Genomic DNA, 16,039 nt, shown 5'->3' on the forward strand with positions numbered 1-16,039 from the left:
TCCCCCAGCGGGGGAGGGAGCCAAGACCCCCTGCGGCGGTGATACTGTCGCCCCCCATGCCCCTGTTCGACTATTCCTTGCTGCTCACCGGCAAGTACCACGACATGCTGGTCGCGGGCCTGCTGCTGTCGCTGCAGCTGCTCGCGGCCGCGCTGGTGCTGGCGTTGCCCCTCGCGCTGGTGGTCGCGCTGCTGCGCCTTTCGCCCTTCGCACCGCTGCGCTGGCTCGGCTTCGCGTACGTCGAGTCGATCCGCAACATCCCGCTGCTCGCGCACATGCTGTTCTGGTACTTCGGCGCGCCCGAGCTGCTGCCCGAAGGCATCAAGCAATGGCTCTACGCGGGGCACATCGAGGCCTACAGCGCGGTGATCGCGCTGTCGCTGTACACGGCGGCCTTCATGGCCGAGGACATCCGCAGCGGCATCCGCGCGATCCCCACGGTGCAGTTCGAGGCCGGCCGCGCGATGGGCTTCAGCTACCTCGCCACCATGCGCGGCGTGGTGCTGCCGCAGGCGCTGCGCGTGACTGTCCCGCCGCTGATCTCGCAGACGCTGAGCCTCTGGAAGAACACCTCCATCGCCACCGTGATCGGCGTGGCCGAGCTGATGTACCAGGCCGGCCAGGTCGAGAGCGCGACCTTCCGCAGCTTCGAGTCCTTCGCGTTCGCGAGCGCGGCGTACCTGACGGTGTCGCTGGCGATCACGGGGCTGGCGACGTGGTACCACCACCGGTATCCGGTGCGCACGATCTGAGGACGCCGGGCGATGCTGCAGATCATCAACGACTATTGGGTCTACTTCCTCATCGGGCAATACCCCAACGGCCCGCTCGGCGGACTGGTGCTCACGCTGCTGCTGGCCTCCTGCGGGCTCGTACTCGCCTTGCCATTGGGCATCGTGCTCGGCCTCGCGCGCGTAAGCCCGTGGCGCTGGCTGCGCTGGCCGGTCACGGGCTTCGTGTTCGTGGTGCGCGGCCTGCCGCTGCTGATGGTGATCTTCTGGGCCTACTTCTTCCTGCCGAGCGTCACGGGCGTGAAGACCGACCAGTTCACCACCATGCTGATCGCGCTGGTGATATTCGACGCCGCCTACCTCGCGGAGATCGTGCGCGCCGGCATCCAGGGCCTGCCCCGCGGGCAGATGGAAACCGCCCGCGCGCTGGGCCTGGGCTACGGCCGCGCGATGCGCCTCGTGGTGCTGCCGCAGGCGCTGCGCAGCATGCTGCCCTCGCTGGTGAACCAGTTCGTCTCGACCATCAAGGAAACCTCGCTGGGCTACATCATCGGGCTGGCCGAGGTGTCGTTCATCGCGACGCAGATCAACACGCAGGTGTTCACCAAGCCCGCGCAGATCTACCTGATCCTGGGCGGCACGTATTTCATTCTCTGCTTCGGCCTGTCGCGCTTCGCCTACTGGCTGGAACGCCGGCTTGCGCGCCGCGGCATGTCCACCGTTGCACCCAAGGTGTCCGCATGATCGAACTCGAAAAAGTCAACAAGTGGTACGGCAGCTACCACGCGCTGGTCGACATCACCGAGACCATCCACAAGGGTGAAGTCGTCGTGGTGTGCGGGCCCTCGGGCTCGGGCAAGTCGACGCTGATCCGCACCTTCAACCGGCTGGAGCCGATCCAGTCGGGCCGCATCGCCGTGGACGGCCAGGACATCCATGCGCCCGGCCTCGACGTGAACGCCTTCCGCTCGCGCATCGGCTTCGTGTTCCAGCAGTTCAACCTCTTTCCGCACCTCACGGTGCTGCAGAACTGCACCATGGCGCCGATGCAGCTGCGCGGCCTCACGCGCAAGGAGGCCGAGGAGCGCGCGATGGCGCTGCTGCAGCGCGTGGGCCTGTCGAACAAGGCGAATGCGTGGCCCAGCGAACTGTCGGGCGGCCAGCAGCAGCGCGTGGCGATTGCGCGCGCGCTGGCCATGCAGCCGCCGCTGATGCTGTTCGACGAACCCACGAGTGCGCTCGACCCCGAGATGGTCGGTGAAGTGCTCCTGGTGATGCGCGACCTCACGCGCGACGGCATGACGATGGTCTGCGTGACGCACGAGATGGGCTTCGCGCGCGAGGTGGCCGACCGCGTGCTGTTCATGGACGAGGGCAAGGTGCTGGAACGCGCCACGCCCGACGATTTCTTCAACCGTCCGCAGCATCCGCGCGCGCAGCAGTTCCTGGCCGACATCCGGTCGCCCTTTGCGAGAGACGCATGACCGACACGGCCCTCCCCCTCATCGACGTCGCGCCCCTCGTGGCGGGCACAGCCGGGCGCGACGCAGTCGCCGCGCAGATCGGCGCGGCCTGCCGCGCGCACGGCTTCTTCTACGCGACAGGCCACGGCGTCGACGCGGCGCTCGTGAAGCGGCTCGAAGACCTGAGCCACCGCTTCTTCGACCTGCCCGAGGAAACCAAGATGCGGTGGCGCATGGCCTTGGGCGGGCGCGCGTGGCGCGGCTACTTTCCCCTCGGCGGCGAGCTGACCTCCGGCCGGCCCGACTGGAAGGAAGGGCTCTACCTCGGCACCGAGCTGCCCGCCACGCATCCGCTGGTGCAGGCGAAGACGCCGGTGCACGGGCCCAATCTGTTTCCCGATGTGCCGGGCTTGCGCGAGACCATCCTCGACTACATGGCCGCCGTCACGCAACTCGGCCACCGGCTGATGGAAGGCATCGCGCTGAGCCTGGGCCTGCCCGGGAGCTACTTCGCCGAACGCTACACGGCCGACCCGCTGATCCTGTTCCGCCTCTTCAACTACCCCTCGCAGCCAGTGCCCGAAGGCCTCGACGTGCAATGGGGCGTGGGCGAGCACACCGACTACGGGCTGCTCACCATCCTGCACCAGGACACCGTGGGCGGCCTCGCCGTGCACACGCCGGACGGATGGATCGACGCGCCGCCGATTCCCGGCTCGTTCGTCTGCAACATCGGCGACATGCTCGACCGCATGACCGGCGGGCTCTACAAGTCGACGCCGCACCGCGTGAAGCGCAACACCTCGGGCCGCGACCGGCTGTCGTTCCCGCTGTTCTTCGATCCGAATTTCGAGGCCCGCGTGCAGCGCATCGAAGGGCTCGCCGGCGCCGAGGCACGCGACGACAGCGCCGAGCGCTGGGACCGCGCCAACGTGCACGCCTTCAACGGCCGCTATGGCGACTACCTGCTCGCAAAGGTGTCGAAGGTGTTCCCGCAGCTGCGCGACGAAGTGCTCTGAACAGACCCGGTCACGCGGGCTGCTGCCTTTCCGCCGGAGAAGGAAACCAGCGCGGCAGATGTGCCAACGCGTCGTGCAGCGAGCCGAGTACGTGGAATGCCCGCTCGACGATGGATTCGGGCGGCTGCTTGAGATCGGGCACCACCACCACGCGCATGCCCGCGGCCAGCGCCGCCTTGGCGCCGTTCTCGCTGTCCTCGAAGGCGATGCAGTCCACGGGGTCCACGCCCAGCCGCCCGGCTGCGAGCAGGTAGAGCGCCGGATCGGGCTTGGCGCGCGCCACCTCGTCGCCGCCCGCGAAAGCCTCGAAGTGATGAAGCACGTCGAGACTGCCGAGGCAGGCCTGGATCTGCCCGCTGGTCGACGACGAGGCCACGGCGCAGCGCGTGCCGCGTTCGCGCAGCGCCGCCAGGAATTCGCCCGCACCGGGCTTGATGGGAAACAGCGGCGTGCCGTCGGAGCGCGCCAGCTGCAGCCGCTGGCGCACATGGCCGATGGCGTGGCGGTAGGCGTCAGCGCCGCCGAGCAGCGATGCGAGGATGAGTTCGGACTCGGAGGTGGCCAGCCCCACGACCTGCAGGTACTCGCTATGCGAAAGCTCGATGCCGAGCGTGCGGGCAGCCTCGATCCAGGCGGCCATGATGGGGCGCTCCGAATCGATCAGCAGCCCATCCATGTCGAAAATTGCGGCAGCGAACATCGGGGCATCCTAATGAAAAAGGGGCCGAAACGGCCCCTTACGGAAGAAATGGCTGCGCAGCCGGTCAGTCGCGCGCCAGCGCCCGGTTCAGCCCCAGCGCGGCCAGCGTGGCGACCGCGCCCGACAACAGGTAGACGCTGACGTACGCCAGGCCGAAGTGGGCCGACAGGCCCAGCGCGACCAGCGGCGCGAACGCCGCGCCGATCAGCCAGGCCAGGTCGGCCGTCAGGGCCGCGCCGACGTAGCGGTACTTGGGCGCGAAGTTCGAGGTCACGGCGCCGGCCGCCTGGCCGTACGACAGGCCCAGGATCACGAAGCCCACCAGGATGAAGATGTCCTGGCCGAGACGGCCGCCGTCGAGCAGCGTGGGGGCGAAGCCACTGAACGCGGCAATCACGGCGGCCAGGCCGCCCAGAGTGAAGCGGCGGCCGATGCGGTCGGCCAGCAGGCCCGAGGCCACGATGCCGGCTGCGGCCAGCACCGCGCCGATCATCTGCACGACCAGGAATTCGCTGACCGACTGGTCGGAGTACAGCGTGATCCACGACAGCGGGAACACGGTGATCAGGTGGAACAGCGCATAGCTGGCCAGCGCGGCGAAGGCGCCGATCAGCAGGTTGGCGCCCTGCGAGCGGACCAGCTCGGTCACGCTGGTGGGCTCCAGTTCGCGTTCCTCGAGCAGGCGCGAGTATTCGTCGGTGGCCACCAGGCGCAGGCGCGCGAACAGCGCCACCACGTTGATCGCGAAGGCCACGTAGAAGGAATAGCGCCAGCCCCAGTCGAGGAAGTCCTCGGACGGCAGGCTCGAATACAGGTAGGCGAACAGCGCGCTGGCAATGAAGAAGCCGATGGGCGCACCCAGCTGGCCCAGCATCGCGTACCAGCCGCGGCGGTTGGCGGGCGCATTCAGCGCCAGCAGCGAAGGCAGGCCGTCCCACGAGCCGCCCAGCGCCAGGCCCTGGCCGAAGCGGAACACCGACAGCAGCACGATGGCCGTGAAGCCGAGGCTCGCGTAGCCCGGAAGGAAGGCGATGCCGGCGGTGGAGGTGCCCAGCACGAAAAGCGCCAGCGTGAGCTTGGCCTCGCGCCCGAAACGTCGCTGGATCATCATCGAGATGACAGTTCCGAACGGACGCGCGATGAAGGCGAAGGAGAAGATCAGGAACGAGTACAGAACACCTTCGAGGTGTTGCTCGAAGGGGAAGAAGACCGCCGGGAACACCAGCACCGAGGCGATGCCGTAGACGAAGAAGTCGAAATATTCGGAGGCGCGGCCGATGATCACGCCGACCGCGATCTCGCCGGGGGCGATGTGCGAGTGGTCGTCGCCCTGCCGGGCGCCGCCGTGCTCGGGCGAGTTCGGCAGCGGCTGTGCGCCTTGCGGACTGATGCTGGACGTCGTCATTGCTTGCTGTAATTCAGGTGTCACGCCTGGACGCGACACAAAAGACCATGGAGAACCTAGAGCGTCGCACCGAAACACATTTACCGCCATAGGACAAAACGTCCAATAGGCGAAACCCGTCTTCGAGCGTAGATTGTGGGGTCTTTTTGCGTCGCCCCTGCACCTCTTTTCCCCCGGCATGCACATCCTCAAGAACCTTCGCCGATCACTCCTGCTGCTTTCCGCCATGCTCCTGGCGGGCTGCAACACGGTGTTGATGAACCCCTCCGGCGACATCGCCAATCAGCAGGGACGCCTCATCGTCGTCTCCACCGTGCTGATGCTGATCATCATCATCCCGGTGATCGCCCTGACCGTCTTCTTTGCCTGGCGCTACCGCCAGTCGAACAAGGAGGCCACCTACAGCCCCGACTGGGACCACTCGACCCAGCTCGAACTGGCGATCTGGGCGGCGCCGCTGCTCATCATCATCGCGCTGGGCGCCATCACCTGGATCAGCACCCACACGCTCGACCCCTACCAGCCGCTGCGCCGCCTCGACGCGCAACGCGCAATCCCGGCCGAAGCCAAGCCGCTGGTGGTCGAAGTGGTGGCCCTCGACTGGAAGTGGCTCTTCATCTACCCCGAGCAGGGCATCGCCACGGTGAACGAGCTGGCCGCCCCGGTGGACCGCCCGATCAGCTTCAAGATCACGGCCTCCTCGGTCATGAACTCGTTCTTCATCCCCGCGCTGGCCGGCCAGATCTACGCCATGCCGGGCATGGAGACCAAGCTGCACGCGGTGATCAACAAGCCGGGCGAGTTCGAAGGCTTCTCCGCCAACTACAGCGGCGCCGGCTTCTCGGGCATGCGCTTCAAGTTCCACGGCCTGAGCAACGGCGACTTCGACCAGTGGGTGCAGAAGGTCAAGGCCGGCAAGGACGGCGAACTCACGCGCGAGCTCTACCAGAAGAAGCTCGAAGTGCCGAGCGAACGCGAGCCCGTGCGCCACTACGCGTCGGTGGACCCCGCGCTGTACGACGCCATCCTCAACCTGTGCGTCGACCGCAGCAAGATGTGCATGAAGGAAATGATGGCCATCGACGCCGACGGCGGCCTGGGCAAGCCCGGCGCCTTCAACGTCGCCACCAAGCAGGCCTGGCAGGCCGACTCCCTCGATTCGCCCAAGCGCAAGTACGTCACCGCGATGTGCACCACCGAAGAATAAGATGTTGCAGAACCTAGACCTGACGAAGCTCGTCTTCGGCCGCCTCTCCTGGGAGGCGATTCCCTTCCACGAACCCATCCTGCTCGCGACCTTCGCGGGCGTGGTGCTGGGCGGCATCGCCGTGCTGGGCGCGCTGACCTACTTCAAGCTGTGGGGCATGCTGTGGCGCGACTGGATCACCAGCATCGACCATAAGAAGATCGGCATCATGTACATCATCCTGGGCCTGGTGATGCTGCTTCGCGGCTTCGCCGACGCCCTGATGATGCGGGCCCAGCAGGCGATGGCCTTCGGCGACAACGCCGGCTTCCTGCCACCGCACCACTACGACCAGGTCTTCACCGCCCACGGCGTGATCATGATCTTCTTCGTGGCGATGCCGCTGGTCACGGGCCTCATGAACTTCGTGGTGCCGCTGCAGATCGGCGCGCGCGACGTGGCCTTCCCGTTCCTGAACAACTTCAGCTTCTGGATGACCACCTTCGGCGCCGGCCTCGTGATGGCGTCGCTGTTCGTCGGCGAGTTCGCCAAGACCGGCTGGCTGGCCTATCCGCCGCTGTCTGGCATTCTGTTCAGTCCCGACGTGGGGGTCGACTACTACATCTGGTCGTTGCAGATAGCGGGGGTGGGCACATTGCTTTCCGGCGTGAACCTGTTGGCGACCATCGTGAAGATGCGCGCGCCCGGCATGACCATGATGAAGATGCCCGTCTTCACCTGGACCGCCCTGTGCACCAACGTGCTGATCGTCGCCGCCTTCCCGGTGCTGACCGCCGTGCTGGCCCTGCTGTCGCTCGACCGCTACGTCGGCACCAACTTCTTCACGAACGACCTCGGCGGCAACGCCATGATGTACGTGAACCTGATCTGGATCTGGGGCCACCCCGAGGTGTACATCCTGATCCTGCCGGCCTTCGGCATCTTCTCGGAAGTGGTCTCCACCTTCTCGGGCAAGCGCCTGTTCGGCTACGCCTCGATGGTGTACGCGACGGTCGTGATCACGATCCTGTCGTACCTCGTGTGGCTGCACCACTTCTTCACCATGGGCTCCGGCGCCAGCGTGAACTCGTTCTTCGGCATCACGACGATGATCATCTCGATCCCGACGGGCGCGAAGATCTTCAACTGGCTCTTCACCATGTACCGCGGCCGCATCCGCTTCGAGCTGCCCATGATGTGGACCATCGGCTTCATGATCACCTTCGTGATCGGCGGCATGACCGGCGTGCTGCTGGCCGTTCCCCCGGCCGACTTCGTGCTGCACAACAGCCTGTTCCTGATCGCCCACTTCCACAACGTGATCATCGGCGGCGTGCTGTTCGGCATGCTGGCCGGCATCACCTACTGGTTCCCGAAGGCCTTCGGCTACAAGCTCGACCCGTTCTGGGGCAAGTGCTCGTTCTGGTTCTGGATCGTCGGCTTCTGGTTCGCCTTCATGCCGCTGTACATCCTGGGCCTGATGGGCGTCACGCGCCGCATGAACCACTTCCAGGACATGTCGCTGCAGATCTGGTTCCAGGTTGCCGCCTTCGGCGCCGTGCTGATCGCGCTGGGCATCGGCTCGTTCATCATCCAGCTGGTGGTGAGCTACATCCGCCGCGAGTCGCTGCGCGACACCACAGGCGACCCGTGGAACGGCCGCACGCTGGAGTGGTCGACCTCGTCGCCGCCGCCGGCCTACAACTTCGCCTTCACGCCGCGCATCCATGACAACGACGCCTGGTCCGACATGAAGGCCCGCGGCTACGAGCGTCCGGTGGAAGGCTTCAGCCCGATCCACATGCCCAAGAACACGGCCGCCGGCTTCATCATCGCCGCGCTGGCCGCGCTGTGCGGCTTCGCTCTGATCTGGCAGATGTGGCTCGTGGCCGGCATCGGCTTCTTCTCCATGCTCGCCGCCGTGATCATCCATACCTTCAACTACAAGCGCGACTACCACATCCCCGCGGATGAAGTCGTTCGCACCGAAGACGCGCGCACGCGCCTGCTGGCCGCCCATGTCTAACAGTACCGCCCTCCCCTCCAGCCACGCGAACACCGTGGGCAACGCCTCGAGCGTGCCCACCTTCGAGGTGTTCAACGTCCGCAACGAAGACCACCACCCCGAGAACGGCACGCTGCTCGGGTTCTGGCTCTACCTGATGAGCGACTGCCTGGTCTTCGCCTGCCTGTTCGCGGTGTATGGCGTGCTGGGCCGCAGCTACGCGGCCGGCCCCTCGGGCGCCGACCTGTTCGACCTGCCGCTGGTGGCGATCAACACCTCGCTGCTGCTGTTCTCGTCCATCACCTACGGCTTTGCCGTGCTCCAGATGCAGCAGCGCCGCATGGGCGGCGTGCTGCTCTGGCTGGCCATCACCGGCCTGCTGGGCGCGGGCTTCATCGGCCTGGAGCTGTACGAGTTCGCGCACCTGATCCACGAAGGCGCCGGCCCGCAGCGCAGCGCCTTCCTGTCGTCGTTCTTCGCGCTGGTGGGCACCCACGGGCTGCACGTGACCTTCGGCATCGTCTGGCTCATCGTGCTCATGATCCAGCTGCCCAAGCACGGCTTCACCGCCGCCAACCGCCGACGCCTGATGTGCCTGTCGATGTTCTGGCACTTCCTGGACGTGGTCTGGATCGGCGTCTTCACCTTCGTGTACCTGATGGGATCGCTGCAATGAGCGCGCATATCGAAACCGCCGGCCATGGCGCCCATGGCCATGACGACCACGGCCACGACGACGGCCCGGTGAGCCACAGCACCTTCAAGGGCTACATGACCGGCTTCGTGCTGGCCGTGATCCTCACCGCCATTCCGTTCTGGATCGTGATGGGCAAGGTCTTCGACAAGCCAGGCACCACCGCGCTGGTCATCCTGGCTTTTGCCGTGGTGCAGATCGTGGTGCACATGGTGTACTTCCTGCACATGGACGCCAAGTCCGAAGGCGGCTGGAACATGCTGGCACTGATCTTCACGCTGGTGCTCGTGGTCATCACGCTGGCCGGTTCGCTGTGGGTCATGTACCACATGAACACCAACATGATGCCGCACTCGATGCACGACATGAAGAACATGCCCTGATGGCGCAGCAGGCCGCGCGCCAGCGTTCCGATACCTCGCGGGTGGCGCGGGTAGCGCTGGCGGTCTGCGCCGCTCTCGCCTTTGCCGGCTTCATCGCGCTCGGCACCTGGCAGGTCGAGCGCAGGGCCTGGAAGCTCGATCTCATCGCCCGCGTCGACCAGCGCGTGCATGCCCCGGCCGCCACGGCCCCCGGGCGAACCGAATGGCCCACCGTCAACGCGGCCAACGACGAATACCGGCATGTACGCCTCGCCGGGATCTTCCTCCATGACAAGGAAACGCTGGTGCAGGCCAGCACGAAGCTCGGCCCGGGCTTCTGGGTGCTGACCCCGCTGCGCACGACCGAAGGCACCGTGGTGCTGGTCAATCGCGGCTTCGTGCCGCCCGAGGCGCGCGAACGCCAGGCCCGCACCGCGCCCGAGCCGCAGGGCGAAACCACCGTCGCCGGCCTGTTGCGCCTGACCGAACCCAAGGGCGGCTTCCTGCGCAAGAACGATCCGGCCGGCGAGCGCTGGTTCTCGCGCGACGTGCAGGCCATTGCCGCGGCGCGCGGCCTGAACAACGTCGCGCCCTACTTCGTCGATGCCGAGGCGCCCCCCGCGCAGGCCATGGCCGACGCCGACATCCCCGCGTGGCCCGCCGCCGGCCTCACGGTCATCGCCTTCCCCAACAGCCATCTCGTCTATGCCCTGACCTGGTATGGCCTGGCGCTGATGGTGCTGATCGCCGCCTGGTTCGTGCGGCGCAGCGAAAATGCGGCCCATGCCGACACCCGCCCTGCCGAAGATGCCCACCGCGATTGAGGCGATCGCAGGGGAGCTGCACGCCCCCCGCGCCGGTGTCGCGAGCCTCGACAACGCCACCGGCCACCAGAACATGCAGCAGCTGATCCAGCTGCGCTGGTTCGCCGTGGTCGGGCAAGTGGTCACCATCCTGGTGGTGCACTACGGCTTCGCGATCCGCCTGCCGCTGGACCACATGCTGCAGGTGCTGGCCTGCCTGGCGCTCTTCAACATGGTCAGCCTGCTGCGCTCGCGCAACCACCGGCGCGTGACGAACGGCGAACTGTTCCTCGCGCTGCTGGTCGACGTGGCCACGCTCACCGCGCAGCTCTACCTGAGCGGCGGCGCCACCAACCCCTTCGTGTTCCTGTTCCTGCTGCAGGTGACGCTGGGCGCAGTGCTGCTGAAGCCATGGTCGACCTGGACCATCGTGGTCATCACCAGCATCTGCTTCGCCGGGCTGGCGCTGTTCTCGCGCCCGCTCGCGCTGCCGCTGGACCACGACCGCGGCCTCTGGAGCCCCTACATCCAGGGCATGCTGGTGTGCTTCGCGTTGAACGCGGCGCTGCTCGTGATCTTCATCACCCGCATCAGCCGCAACCTGCGCGCGCGCGACGCGCGGCTGGCCGACCTGCGCCAGCGCGCCTCGGAAGAAGAGCACATCGTGCGCATGGGCCTGCTGGCTTCGGGTGCGGCGCACGAGCTGGGCACGCCGCTGGCCACGCTGGCGGTGATCCTGGGCGACTGGCGCCGGCTGCCGCACTTCAGCTCCGACCCCGAGCTGCTGACCGAGGTGGCCGAGATGGAGCTGCAGATCCAGCGCTGCAAGAGCATCGTGAGCGGCATCCTGCTGTCGGCCGGCGAGGCGCGCGGCGAATCGTCGGAAGAAACCACGGTCAGCACCTTCCTCGACGACCTGATCGAAGAGTGGCGCACCACCCGCCCGGTGGAAGATTTCGAATACGACAATCGCTTCGGCCGCGACCTGCCCATGGTCTCGGACTCGGCGCTGAAGCAGATGATCTGCAACGTGCTCGACAATGCGCTGGAGGCGTCGCCGCACTGGCTGCGCCTCGAGGCGGCGCACGACGCCGACGCGCTGACGATCACGGTCACCGACGCGGGCCCCGGCTTCCTGCCGGCCATCCTGAAGGAGTTCGGCAAGCCCTACCAGTCGAGCAAGGGGCGACCCGGCGGCGGGCTGGGGCTGTTCCTGGTCGTCAACGTGGCGCGCACCGTGGGTGGCCGCGTCGCGGCGGCCAACCGGCCCGAGGGCGGCGCGATCGTGACGATCACGCTGCCGCTCGCGGCCATCGTGCTGGAAGAAGAAGCAGGGGACGAAGAGGTCCTCGACGGCGAGACCATCGAAACGGAAGGCCATGACCGAAACCGGAGCTGAGCGCCAGTTGCTGATCGTCGAGGACGACGACGCCTTCGCGCGCACACTCGGCCGCTCCTTCGAGCGGCGCGGCTATGCCGTGGCGCTCGCCAATAACCTCGGAGACGTCGAGGCGCTGCTCGCCACCTCGTCGCCGGGCTACGCGGTGGTCGACCTCAAGCTCAACGGCGAGGCCTCGGGCCTGGCCTGCGTGCAGATGCTGCACCGGCACAACGCCGAGATGCTGATCGTGGTGCTGACGGGCTTCGCCAGCATCGCCACCGCCGTCGAGGCCATCAAGCTCGGCGCCTGCCACTACCTGGCCAAGCCGTCGAACACCGACGACATCGAGGCCGCCTTCGGCCGCGCCGCCGGCACCACAGAGGTCGAGCTGACCAACCGCTCGACCTCGATCAAGACGCTCGAATGGGAGCGCATCCACGAGACGCTGGCCGAAACCGGCTTCAACATCTCGGAGACCGCGCGCAGGCTCGGCATGCACCGGCGCACGCTGGCGCGCAAGCTGGGCAAGCAGCAGGTCAAGTAGCCAGGCAGCCCAGCCATCCAATTCGCATGAGGTCCCGATGACAGCCCGTTCCCGGACGCAAACTTCGCCACGCACCTCCGCCCTGGCGGCACGCAACCAGACAGCGATGGAGGAGCTCTTCAACGCCCTGAGCCACGGCCTGGGCCTGGCGCTGGCCATCGCCGCGCTGCCCATCCTGGTCTACAACGCGGCGCAGAAGGGGCAGGCCGCGGGCGTGGTCGGTGCCTGTCTTTTTGCGGGCACGGCCATCGTGCTGTACCTGATCTCCACGCTGTACCACGCACTGCCCATGGGCCGGGCCAAGGCCTGGTTCAACCGGCTGGACCACGCGGCCATCTACCTGTTCATCGCGGGCAGCTACATGCCCTTCGTGTTCGGCGTGCTGCGCGGTCCGCTGGGGTGGACGCTGTTCGGCGCCATCTGCGCGGCGGCCGTGCTGGGCGTGAGCGCCAAGCTGTTCAACCGGCTGCAGCATCCGCTGTGGTCGACCGGGCTCTATGTGGCAATGGGGTGGATGGCGCTGATGGCTGCGGTGCCGCTGTACGAGCGCATGTCACCGGCGGGGCTGGGTTGGCTGGTGGCCGGTGGGCTCTTCTATACGGCGGGCGCCGTGGTGTTCCTGTTCGACAACAAGGTGCGCTTCGCGCATTCGGTGTGGCACCTGTTCGTGCTGGCGGGCAGCACCTGCCATTTCTTCGCCGTGCTCTGGCACTCGCACGGCTGATCTTCCTGACTCAGTAATGCGGCGGTAGCTCGTCGCGCGGGTTGCGCGCGGCGCCGTCCTGACCCGCGCTTTGCGCTTGTTCCTTGAGTTGCGTGACCTGGAGGATCAGCCGGTCGATCTGCTGCTGCTGGCGGTAGATCGTCATGTTCAGTTGGTCGAGCAGGTCTTCGGCGTAGCTCGACTTGATCTCGAGCTCGGTCACGCGTTCCGCGAGGTCGTGGGGTGGGTTTTCCATGCCGCTATTGGACAGGAAGATCGACCCACCTTTTATGACGCCTCCCTTAACTTCCTCTTAGCTTCTTGGCCTCTTGGCCTCTTGGCGCCGTACCTTCGCTTCGAGCAGATCGCCCATGCCGATGCGCTTCGCGAACTCGATGCGCACACGCTCCGACACCTCGAACACCTCCGTAGCACCGTCGCCCACGAAGTCGATCAACGAGCGCATCGGCCGCGTGCCGGCGGGCAGGCCCACGATGCGCACGATTTCGTCGGCCACGGCCTGCGGGTCGGCGTTGTCGGGCGTCAGCGCCGAGAGGCGTTCGCCGATCTGGTCCATCACGCCGTCGTAGCGGCTGTAGGCGGCGGCGGTCGCGGCATCGGCCGGCTTGCCCGCGCTCGGGAAGTGGTCGGTGCCCCTGGTGAAGGCGCCCGGCACGACGATGGAAGTCTCGATGCCGAAGCGCGCGATCTCGTAGGCCAGCGTGACGGCCAGCGAATCCATCGCCGCCTTGGCCGCGCCATAAGGGCCCATGAACGGCGGAAAGCCGCCCTTGGTGGTGGTGCTGCTGATCCACAGCATCAGCCCCGATTCCTGCCTGCGCAGGTACGGCAGCACCGCGCGGTTCACGCGCTGCGCGCCGAGCACGTTGGTGTCGAACACCTTCACGATCTCTTCGGGCGTGAAGGCCTCGGTCGGACCGACCACGAGGTGGCCGGCGTTCTGCATCACCACGTCGAGGTGGCCCTGCTCGCGCACGATGGTCGCGGCGGCGGCATCGGCCGAGTCCTGCGAGAGCACGTCGAGTTCGAGTGGGTGGAGCTGAATGCTCTTCGCCGCGGCGAGCGAGCGCAGTTCGGCGGCGCGGCCGGCATTGCGGCCCGCGATGTCGCGCATCGACGCGTAGACGACGTGGCCGGCTTCGGCCAGCGATTGCGCGCCGAGCTTGCCGATGCCGGTGCCAGCACCTGTGACCAGGATGATCTGCTTTTGCATGAGGTTTCTCCGTATGGGTTGGGTTGATCCGAGAAAGCGAATGGCTCAGGCCACGCCGCCGTTGGCGCGCAGGACCTGCCCGTTGACCCAGCCCGCGTCCGGGCCGGCGAGGAAGGCCACCACCGAGGCAATGTCCTCGGGCTGGCCGAGGCGCTGCAGCGGCGGCATCCTGGCGAAGGCCTGGATCTGTTCTTCGGTCTTGCCGTCGAGGAACAGCGAGGTGGCGATCGGGCCCGGTGCCACGGCATTCACCGTGATGTTTCGGCCGCGCAGCTCCTTGGCGAAGACGTGCGTGAAGGCCTCGACCGCCGCCTTGGTGGCGTTGTAGATCGCATAGCCGGGCATGTTCAGCGCGAGCGTGGTGCTCGAGAAGTTGACGACGCGCCCGCCCTCGTTGAGGCGCGTGGCGGCTTCGCGCAGCGTGTTGAAGGTGCCGCGCACGTTGATGTCGAAGGTCTGGTCGTAGAGCGCGTCCGTGTGCTCGGCCAGCGGCACGGTCTTGAGCACGCCGGCGTTGTTGACCAGCACGTCGACCTTGCCGAGCTGCGCCTCGACGGCGTCGAACATGGCGCGCACTTCGCTGGCGCTGGCCACGTCGGCCTTGACCGCGAGAGCCTTGCCGCCGGCGGCCTGCAGTTCGGCGACGAGGGCGTCGGCCTGCGCCGGGCTCGACGCGTAGTTGACGGCGACCGCGAAGCCGTCCCTGGCAAGACGCCACGCAATGGCGGCGCCGATGCCGCGCGATGCGCCGGTGACGAGGGCGACTTTGGAATTGGAGGGCTTGTTCATGGCTGTTTCCTTTGCAGTGGTTGGTTGGTGAGACGAATGATCGATCGTTCCAATCTAAAGATAATTAGCCTTGAATCGCCATTACCATTCCATTTACTTCAACAATAGATTCGGAGCCCGGCCATGGACCGCTTCCAGGAAATGCTGGCCTTCGTGCGCATCGCCGAGCGCCAGAGCTTCACGCAGGCGTCCGAAGACCTGCAGATTCCGCGCGCCACCGTCACCAACCTGATCAAGCGCGTGGAGCAGCGCCTGGGCACCCGGCTGCTGGAGCGCACCACCCGCACCGTGCGCCTCACGCAGGACGGCGAGGCCTACTACCGCCGCTGCGTGCGGCTGCTCGCCGACGTGGAAGAGGCCGAGGGCCTGTTCCGCGACGAGGCGCCCAAGGGCCTGCTGCGCGTGAACCTGCAGGGCACGCTGGCGCGGCATTTCGTGGTGCCCGCGCTGCCGGCGTTCCTGGCGCGATATCCCGACCTGGAACTGCACATCGGCGAAGACGACCGGCTGGTCGACCTGGTGCGCGAAGGCGTCGACTGCGTCCTGCGCGCGGGCACGCTGCAAGATTCATCGATGGTCGGGCGGCGCGTGGCGCTGCTGCCGCAGGTCACGGTCGCGAGCCCGGCCTACCTGGCGCAGCACGGCGAGCCCGAGAGCGTGGAAGCGCTGTCGGCGCACCGCGCCATCCACTACATCTCCAGCGCCACGGGCAAGGCGGTGCCGCTCGAATTCACGGTCGACGGGCGGGTGACGAGCGTGCAGCTCGGCGGCATCGTCTCGGTGACGGGCGCCGACCTGTACACCGGCTCGGCCGTCGCGGGCCTGGGGCTGGTGCAGGTGCCGCGCTACCGTGTGGCCAGCGAACTTGCAGACGGGCGACTGAAGGTGCTGCTGCCCGGCTTCGCGCCACCGCCGATGCCGGTCTCGGTGCTGTACGCGCAGAACCGGCAGCTGTCGTCGCGGGTGCGAGTGTTCACGCAGTGGCTGCGCGACATCTTCGAGGCGGCCGCGCAAGCCTGA

Annotated in this window: 18 protein-coding genes; 13 read left to right on the forward strand and 5 right to left on the reverse strand. The window is 67.0% G+C overall.

Translation table 11 applies throughout. From position 1 onward, the window contains the following. The first annotated feature begins 56 nt into the window (after positions 1–56). From ACCD11_RS21105 to ACCD11_RS21120, 4 genes are read left to right on the forward strand one after another with little or no spacing between them, the layout of a single operon-like run. Positions 57–752, forward strand: a complete 696-nt coding sequence (locus ACCD11_RS21105; protein ID WP_007839265.1) for an amino acid ABC transporter permease — start codon at positions 57–59, stop codon at positions 750–752. A gap of 12 nt (positions 753–764) precedes the next feature. Beyond that, the gene (locus ACCD11_RS21110; RefSeq protein WP_007839262.1) at positions 765–1,475 is read left to right on the forward strand and encodes an amino acid ABC transporter permease; all 711 of its coding nucleotides are present in this window, start codon (positions 765–767) and stop codon (positions 1,473–1,475) included. Further along, positions 1,472–2,215 (forward strand): amino acid ABC transporter ATP-binding protein, encoded by a 744-nt coding sequence (locus ACCD11_RS21115; protein ID WP_007839260.1) that lies wholly within the window; start codon positions 1,472–1,474, stop codon positions 2,213–2,215. Before ACCD11_RS21110 ends, ACCD11_RS21115 begins: the two co-directional genes overlap by 4 nt. Beyond that, a complete protein-coding gene (locus tag ACCD11_RS21120; protein WP_007839259.1) occupies positions 2,212–3,213 on the forward strand; it encodes an isopenicillin N synthase family dioxygenase in 1,002 nt (333 codons plus the stop codon). The genes ACCD11_RS21115 and ACCD11_RS21120 overlap by 4 nt, the downstream gene beginning before the upstream one ends. A 10-nt stretch (positions 3,214–3,223) precedes the next feature. Here the strand turns inward: ACCD11_RS21120 and ACCD11_RS21125 are convergent, their stop codons facing one another. Both ACCD11_RS21125 and ACCD11_RS21130 read right to left on the reverse strand, forming a co-directional pair. After that, positions 3,224–3,913, reverse strand: a complete 690-nt coding sequence (locus tag ACCD11_RS21125) for an HAD family hydrolase (protein ID WP_413315345.1) — start codon at positions 3,911–3,913, stop codon at positions 3,224–3,226. Between the two features lie 64 nt (positions 3,914–3,977). Further along, on the reverse strand, positions 3,978–5,318 hold the full coding sequence (locus ACCD11_RS21130; protein WP_007839257.1) for an MFS transporter: 1,341 nt from the start codon (positions 5,316–5,318) through the stop codon (positions 3,978–3,980). A 178-nt stretch (positions 5,319–5,496) separates the two neighbouring features. Between ACCD11_RS21130 and cyoA the strand changes: the two genes are divergently transcribed. The 8 genes from cyoA to trhA are packed head-to-tail and all read left to right on the forward strand — an operon-like array spanning position 5,497 to position 13,017. Then, entirely contained in the window at positions 5,497–6,525 is a 1,029-nt protein-coding gene (gene cyoA / locus ACCD11_RS21135) for a ubiquinol oxidase subunit II (protein WP_042674611.1), read from the forward strand. Position 6,526: 1 nt separating this feature from the next. Beyond that, complete coding sequence (gene cyoB / locus ACCD11_RS21140; RefSeq protein WP_413315346.1) at positions 6,527–8,530, forward strand: cytochrome o ubiquinol oxidase subunit I; 2,004 nt, start codon at positions 6,527–6,529, stop codon at positions 8,528–8,530. Continuing rightward, positions 8,523–9,185, forward strand: coding sequence for a cytochrome o ubiquinol oxidase subunit III (cyoC, locus tag ACCD11_RS21145; RefSeq protein ID WP_413315348.1), 663 nt, complete (start codon positions 8,523–8,525; stop codon positions 9,183–9,185). Before cyoB ends, cyoC begins: the two co-directional genes overlap by 8 nt. After that, complete coding sequence (gene cyoD, locus ACCD11_RS21150) at positions 9,182–9,586, forward strand: cytochrome o ubiquinol oxidase subunit IV (protein ID WP_007839253.1); 405 nt, start codon at positions 9,182–9,184, stop codon at positions 9,584–9,586. Before cyoC ends, cyoD begins: the two co-directional genes overlap by 4 nt. Beyond that, a complete protein-coding gene (locus tag ACCD11_RS21155) occupies positions 9,586–10,389 on the forward strand; it encodes an SURF1 family protein (protein WP_413315349.1) in 804 nt (267 codons plus the stop codon). Before cyoD ends, ACCD11_RS21155 begins: the two co-directional genes overlap by 1 nt. Then, positions 10,373–11,767 (forward strand): ATP-binding protein, encoded by a 1,395-nt coding sequence (locus ACCD11_RS21160; RefSeq protein ID WP_413315379.1) that lies wholly within the window; start codon positions 10,373–10,375, stop codon positions 11,765–11,767. Before ACCD11_RS21155 ends, ACCD11_RS21160 begins: the two co-directional genes overlap by 17 nt. Next, positions 11,748–12,293, forward strand: a complete 546-nt coding sequence (locus ACCD11_RS21165) for a response regulator transcription factor (RefSeq protein WP_413315350.1) — start codon at positions 11,748–11,750, stop codon at positions 12,291–12,293. The genes ACCD11_RS21160 and ACCD11_RS21165 overlap by 20 nt, the downstream gene beginning before the upstream one ends. Positions 12,294–12,330: 37 nt before the next feature. Further along, positions 12,331–13,017 carry a PAQR family membrane homeostasis protein TrhA gene (trhA, locus tag ACCD11_RS21170; RefSeq protein WP_413315351.1) on the forward strand — a complete coding sequence of 229 codons (687 nt, stop codon included), beginning with the start codon at positions 12,331–12,333 and terminating at the stop codon, positions 13,015–13,017. 10 nt (positions 13,018–13,027) lie between these two features. Here the strand turns inward: trhA and ACCD11_RS21175 are convergent, their stop codons facing one another. From ACCD11_RS21175 to ACCD11_RS21185, 3 genes are read right to left on the reverse strand one after another with little or no spacing between them, the layout of a single operon-like run. Next, complete coding sequence (locus ACCD11_RS21175) at positions 13,028–13,252, reverse strand: SlyX family protein (protein WP_007839244.1); 225 nt, start codon at positions 13,250–13,252, stop codon at positions 13,028–13,030. 57 nt (positions 13,253–13,309) lie between these two features. Further along, positions 13,310–14,230: an SDR family NAD(P)-dependent oxidoreductase gene (locus tag ACCD11_RS21180; RefSeq protein ID WP_413315353.1), complete on the reverse strand. Its 921-nt coding sequence runs from the start codon at positions 14,228–14,230 to the stop codon at positions 13,310–13,312. 45 nt (positions 14,231–14,275) lie between these two features. After that, on the reverse strand, positions 14,276–15,019 hold the full coding sequence (locus tag ACCD11_RS21185; protein ID WP_413315354.1) for an SDR family oxidoreductase: 744 nt from the start codon (positions 15,017–15,019) through the stop codon (positions 14,276–14,278). A 123-nt stretch (positions 15,020–15,142) separates the two neighbouring features. On the opposite strand from ACCD11_RS21185, the gene ACCD11_RS21190 reads away from it, so the two are divergent. Then, positions 15,143–16,039 carry a LysR substrate-binding domain-containing protein gene (locus ACCD11_RS21190; protein WP_413315355.1) on the forward strand — a complete coding sequence of 299 codons (897 nt, stop codon included), beginning with the start codon at positions 15,143–15,145 and terminating at the stop codon, positions 16,037–16,039.

Origin of the sequence: Variovorax sp. Varisp36, assembly GCF_047304235.1 — a bacterium.
Taxonomy (GTDB): domain Bacteria; phylum Pseudomonadota; class Gammaproteobacteria; order Burkholderiales; family Burkholderiaceae_C; genus Variovorax.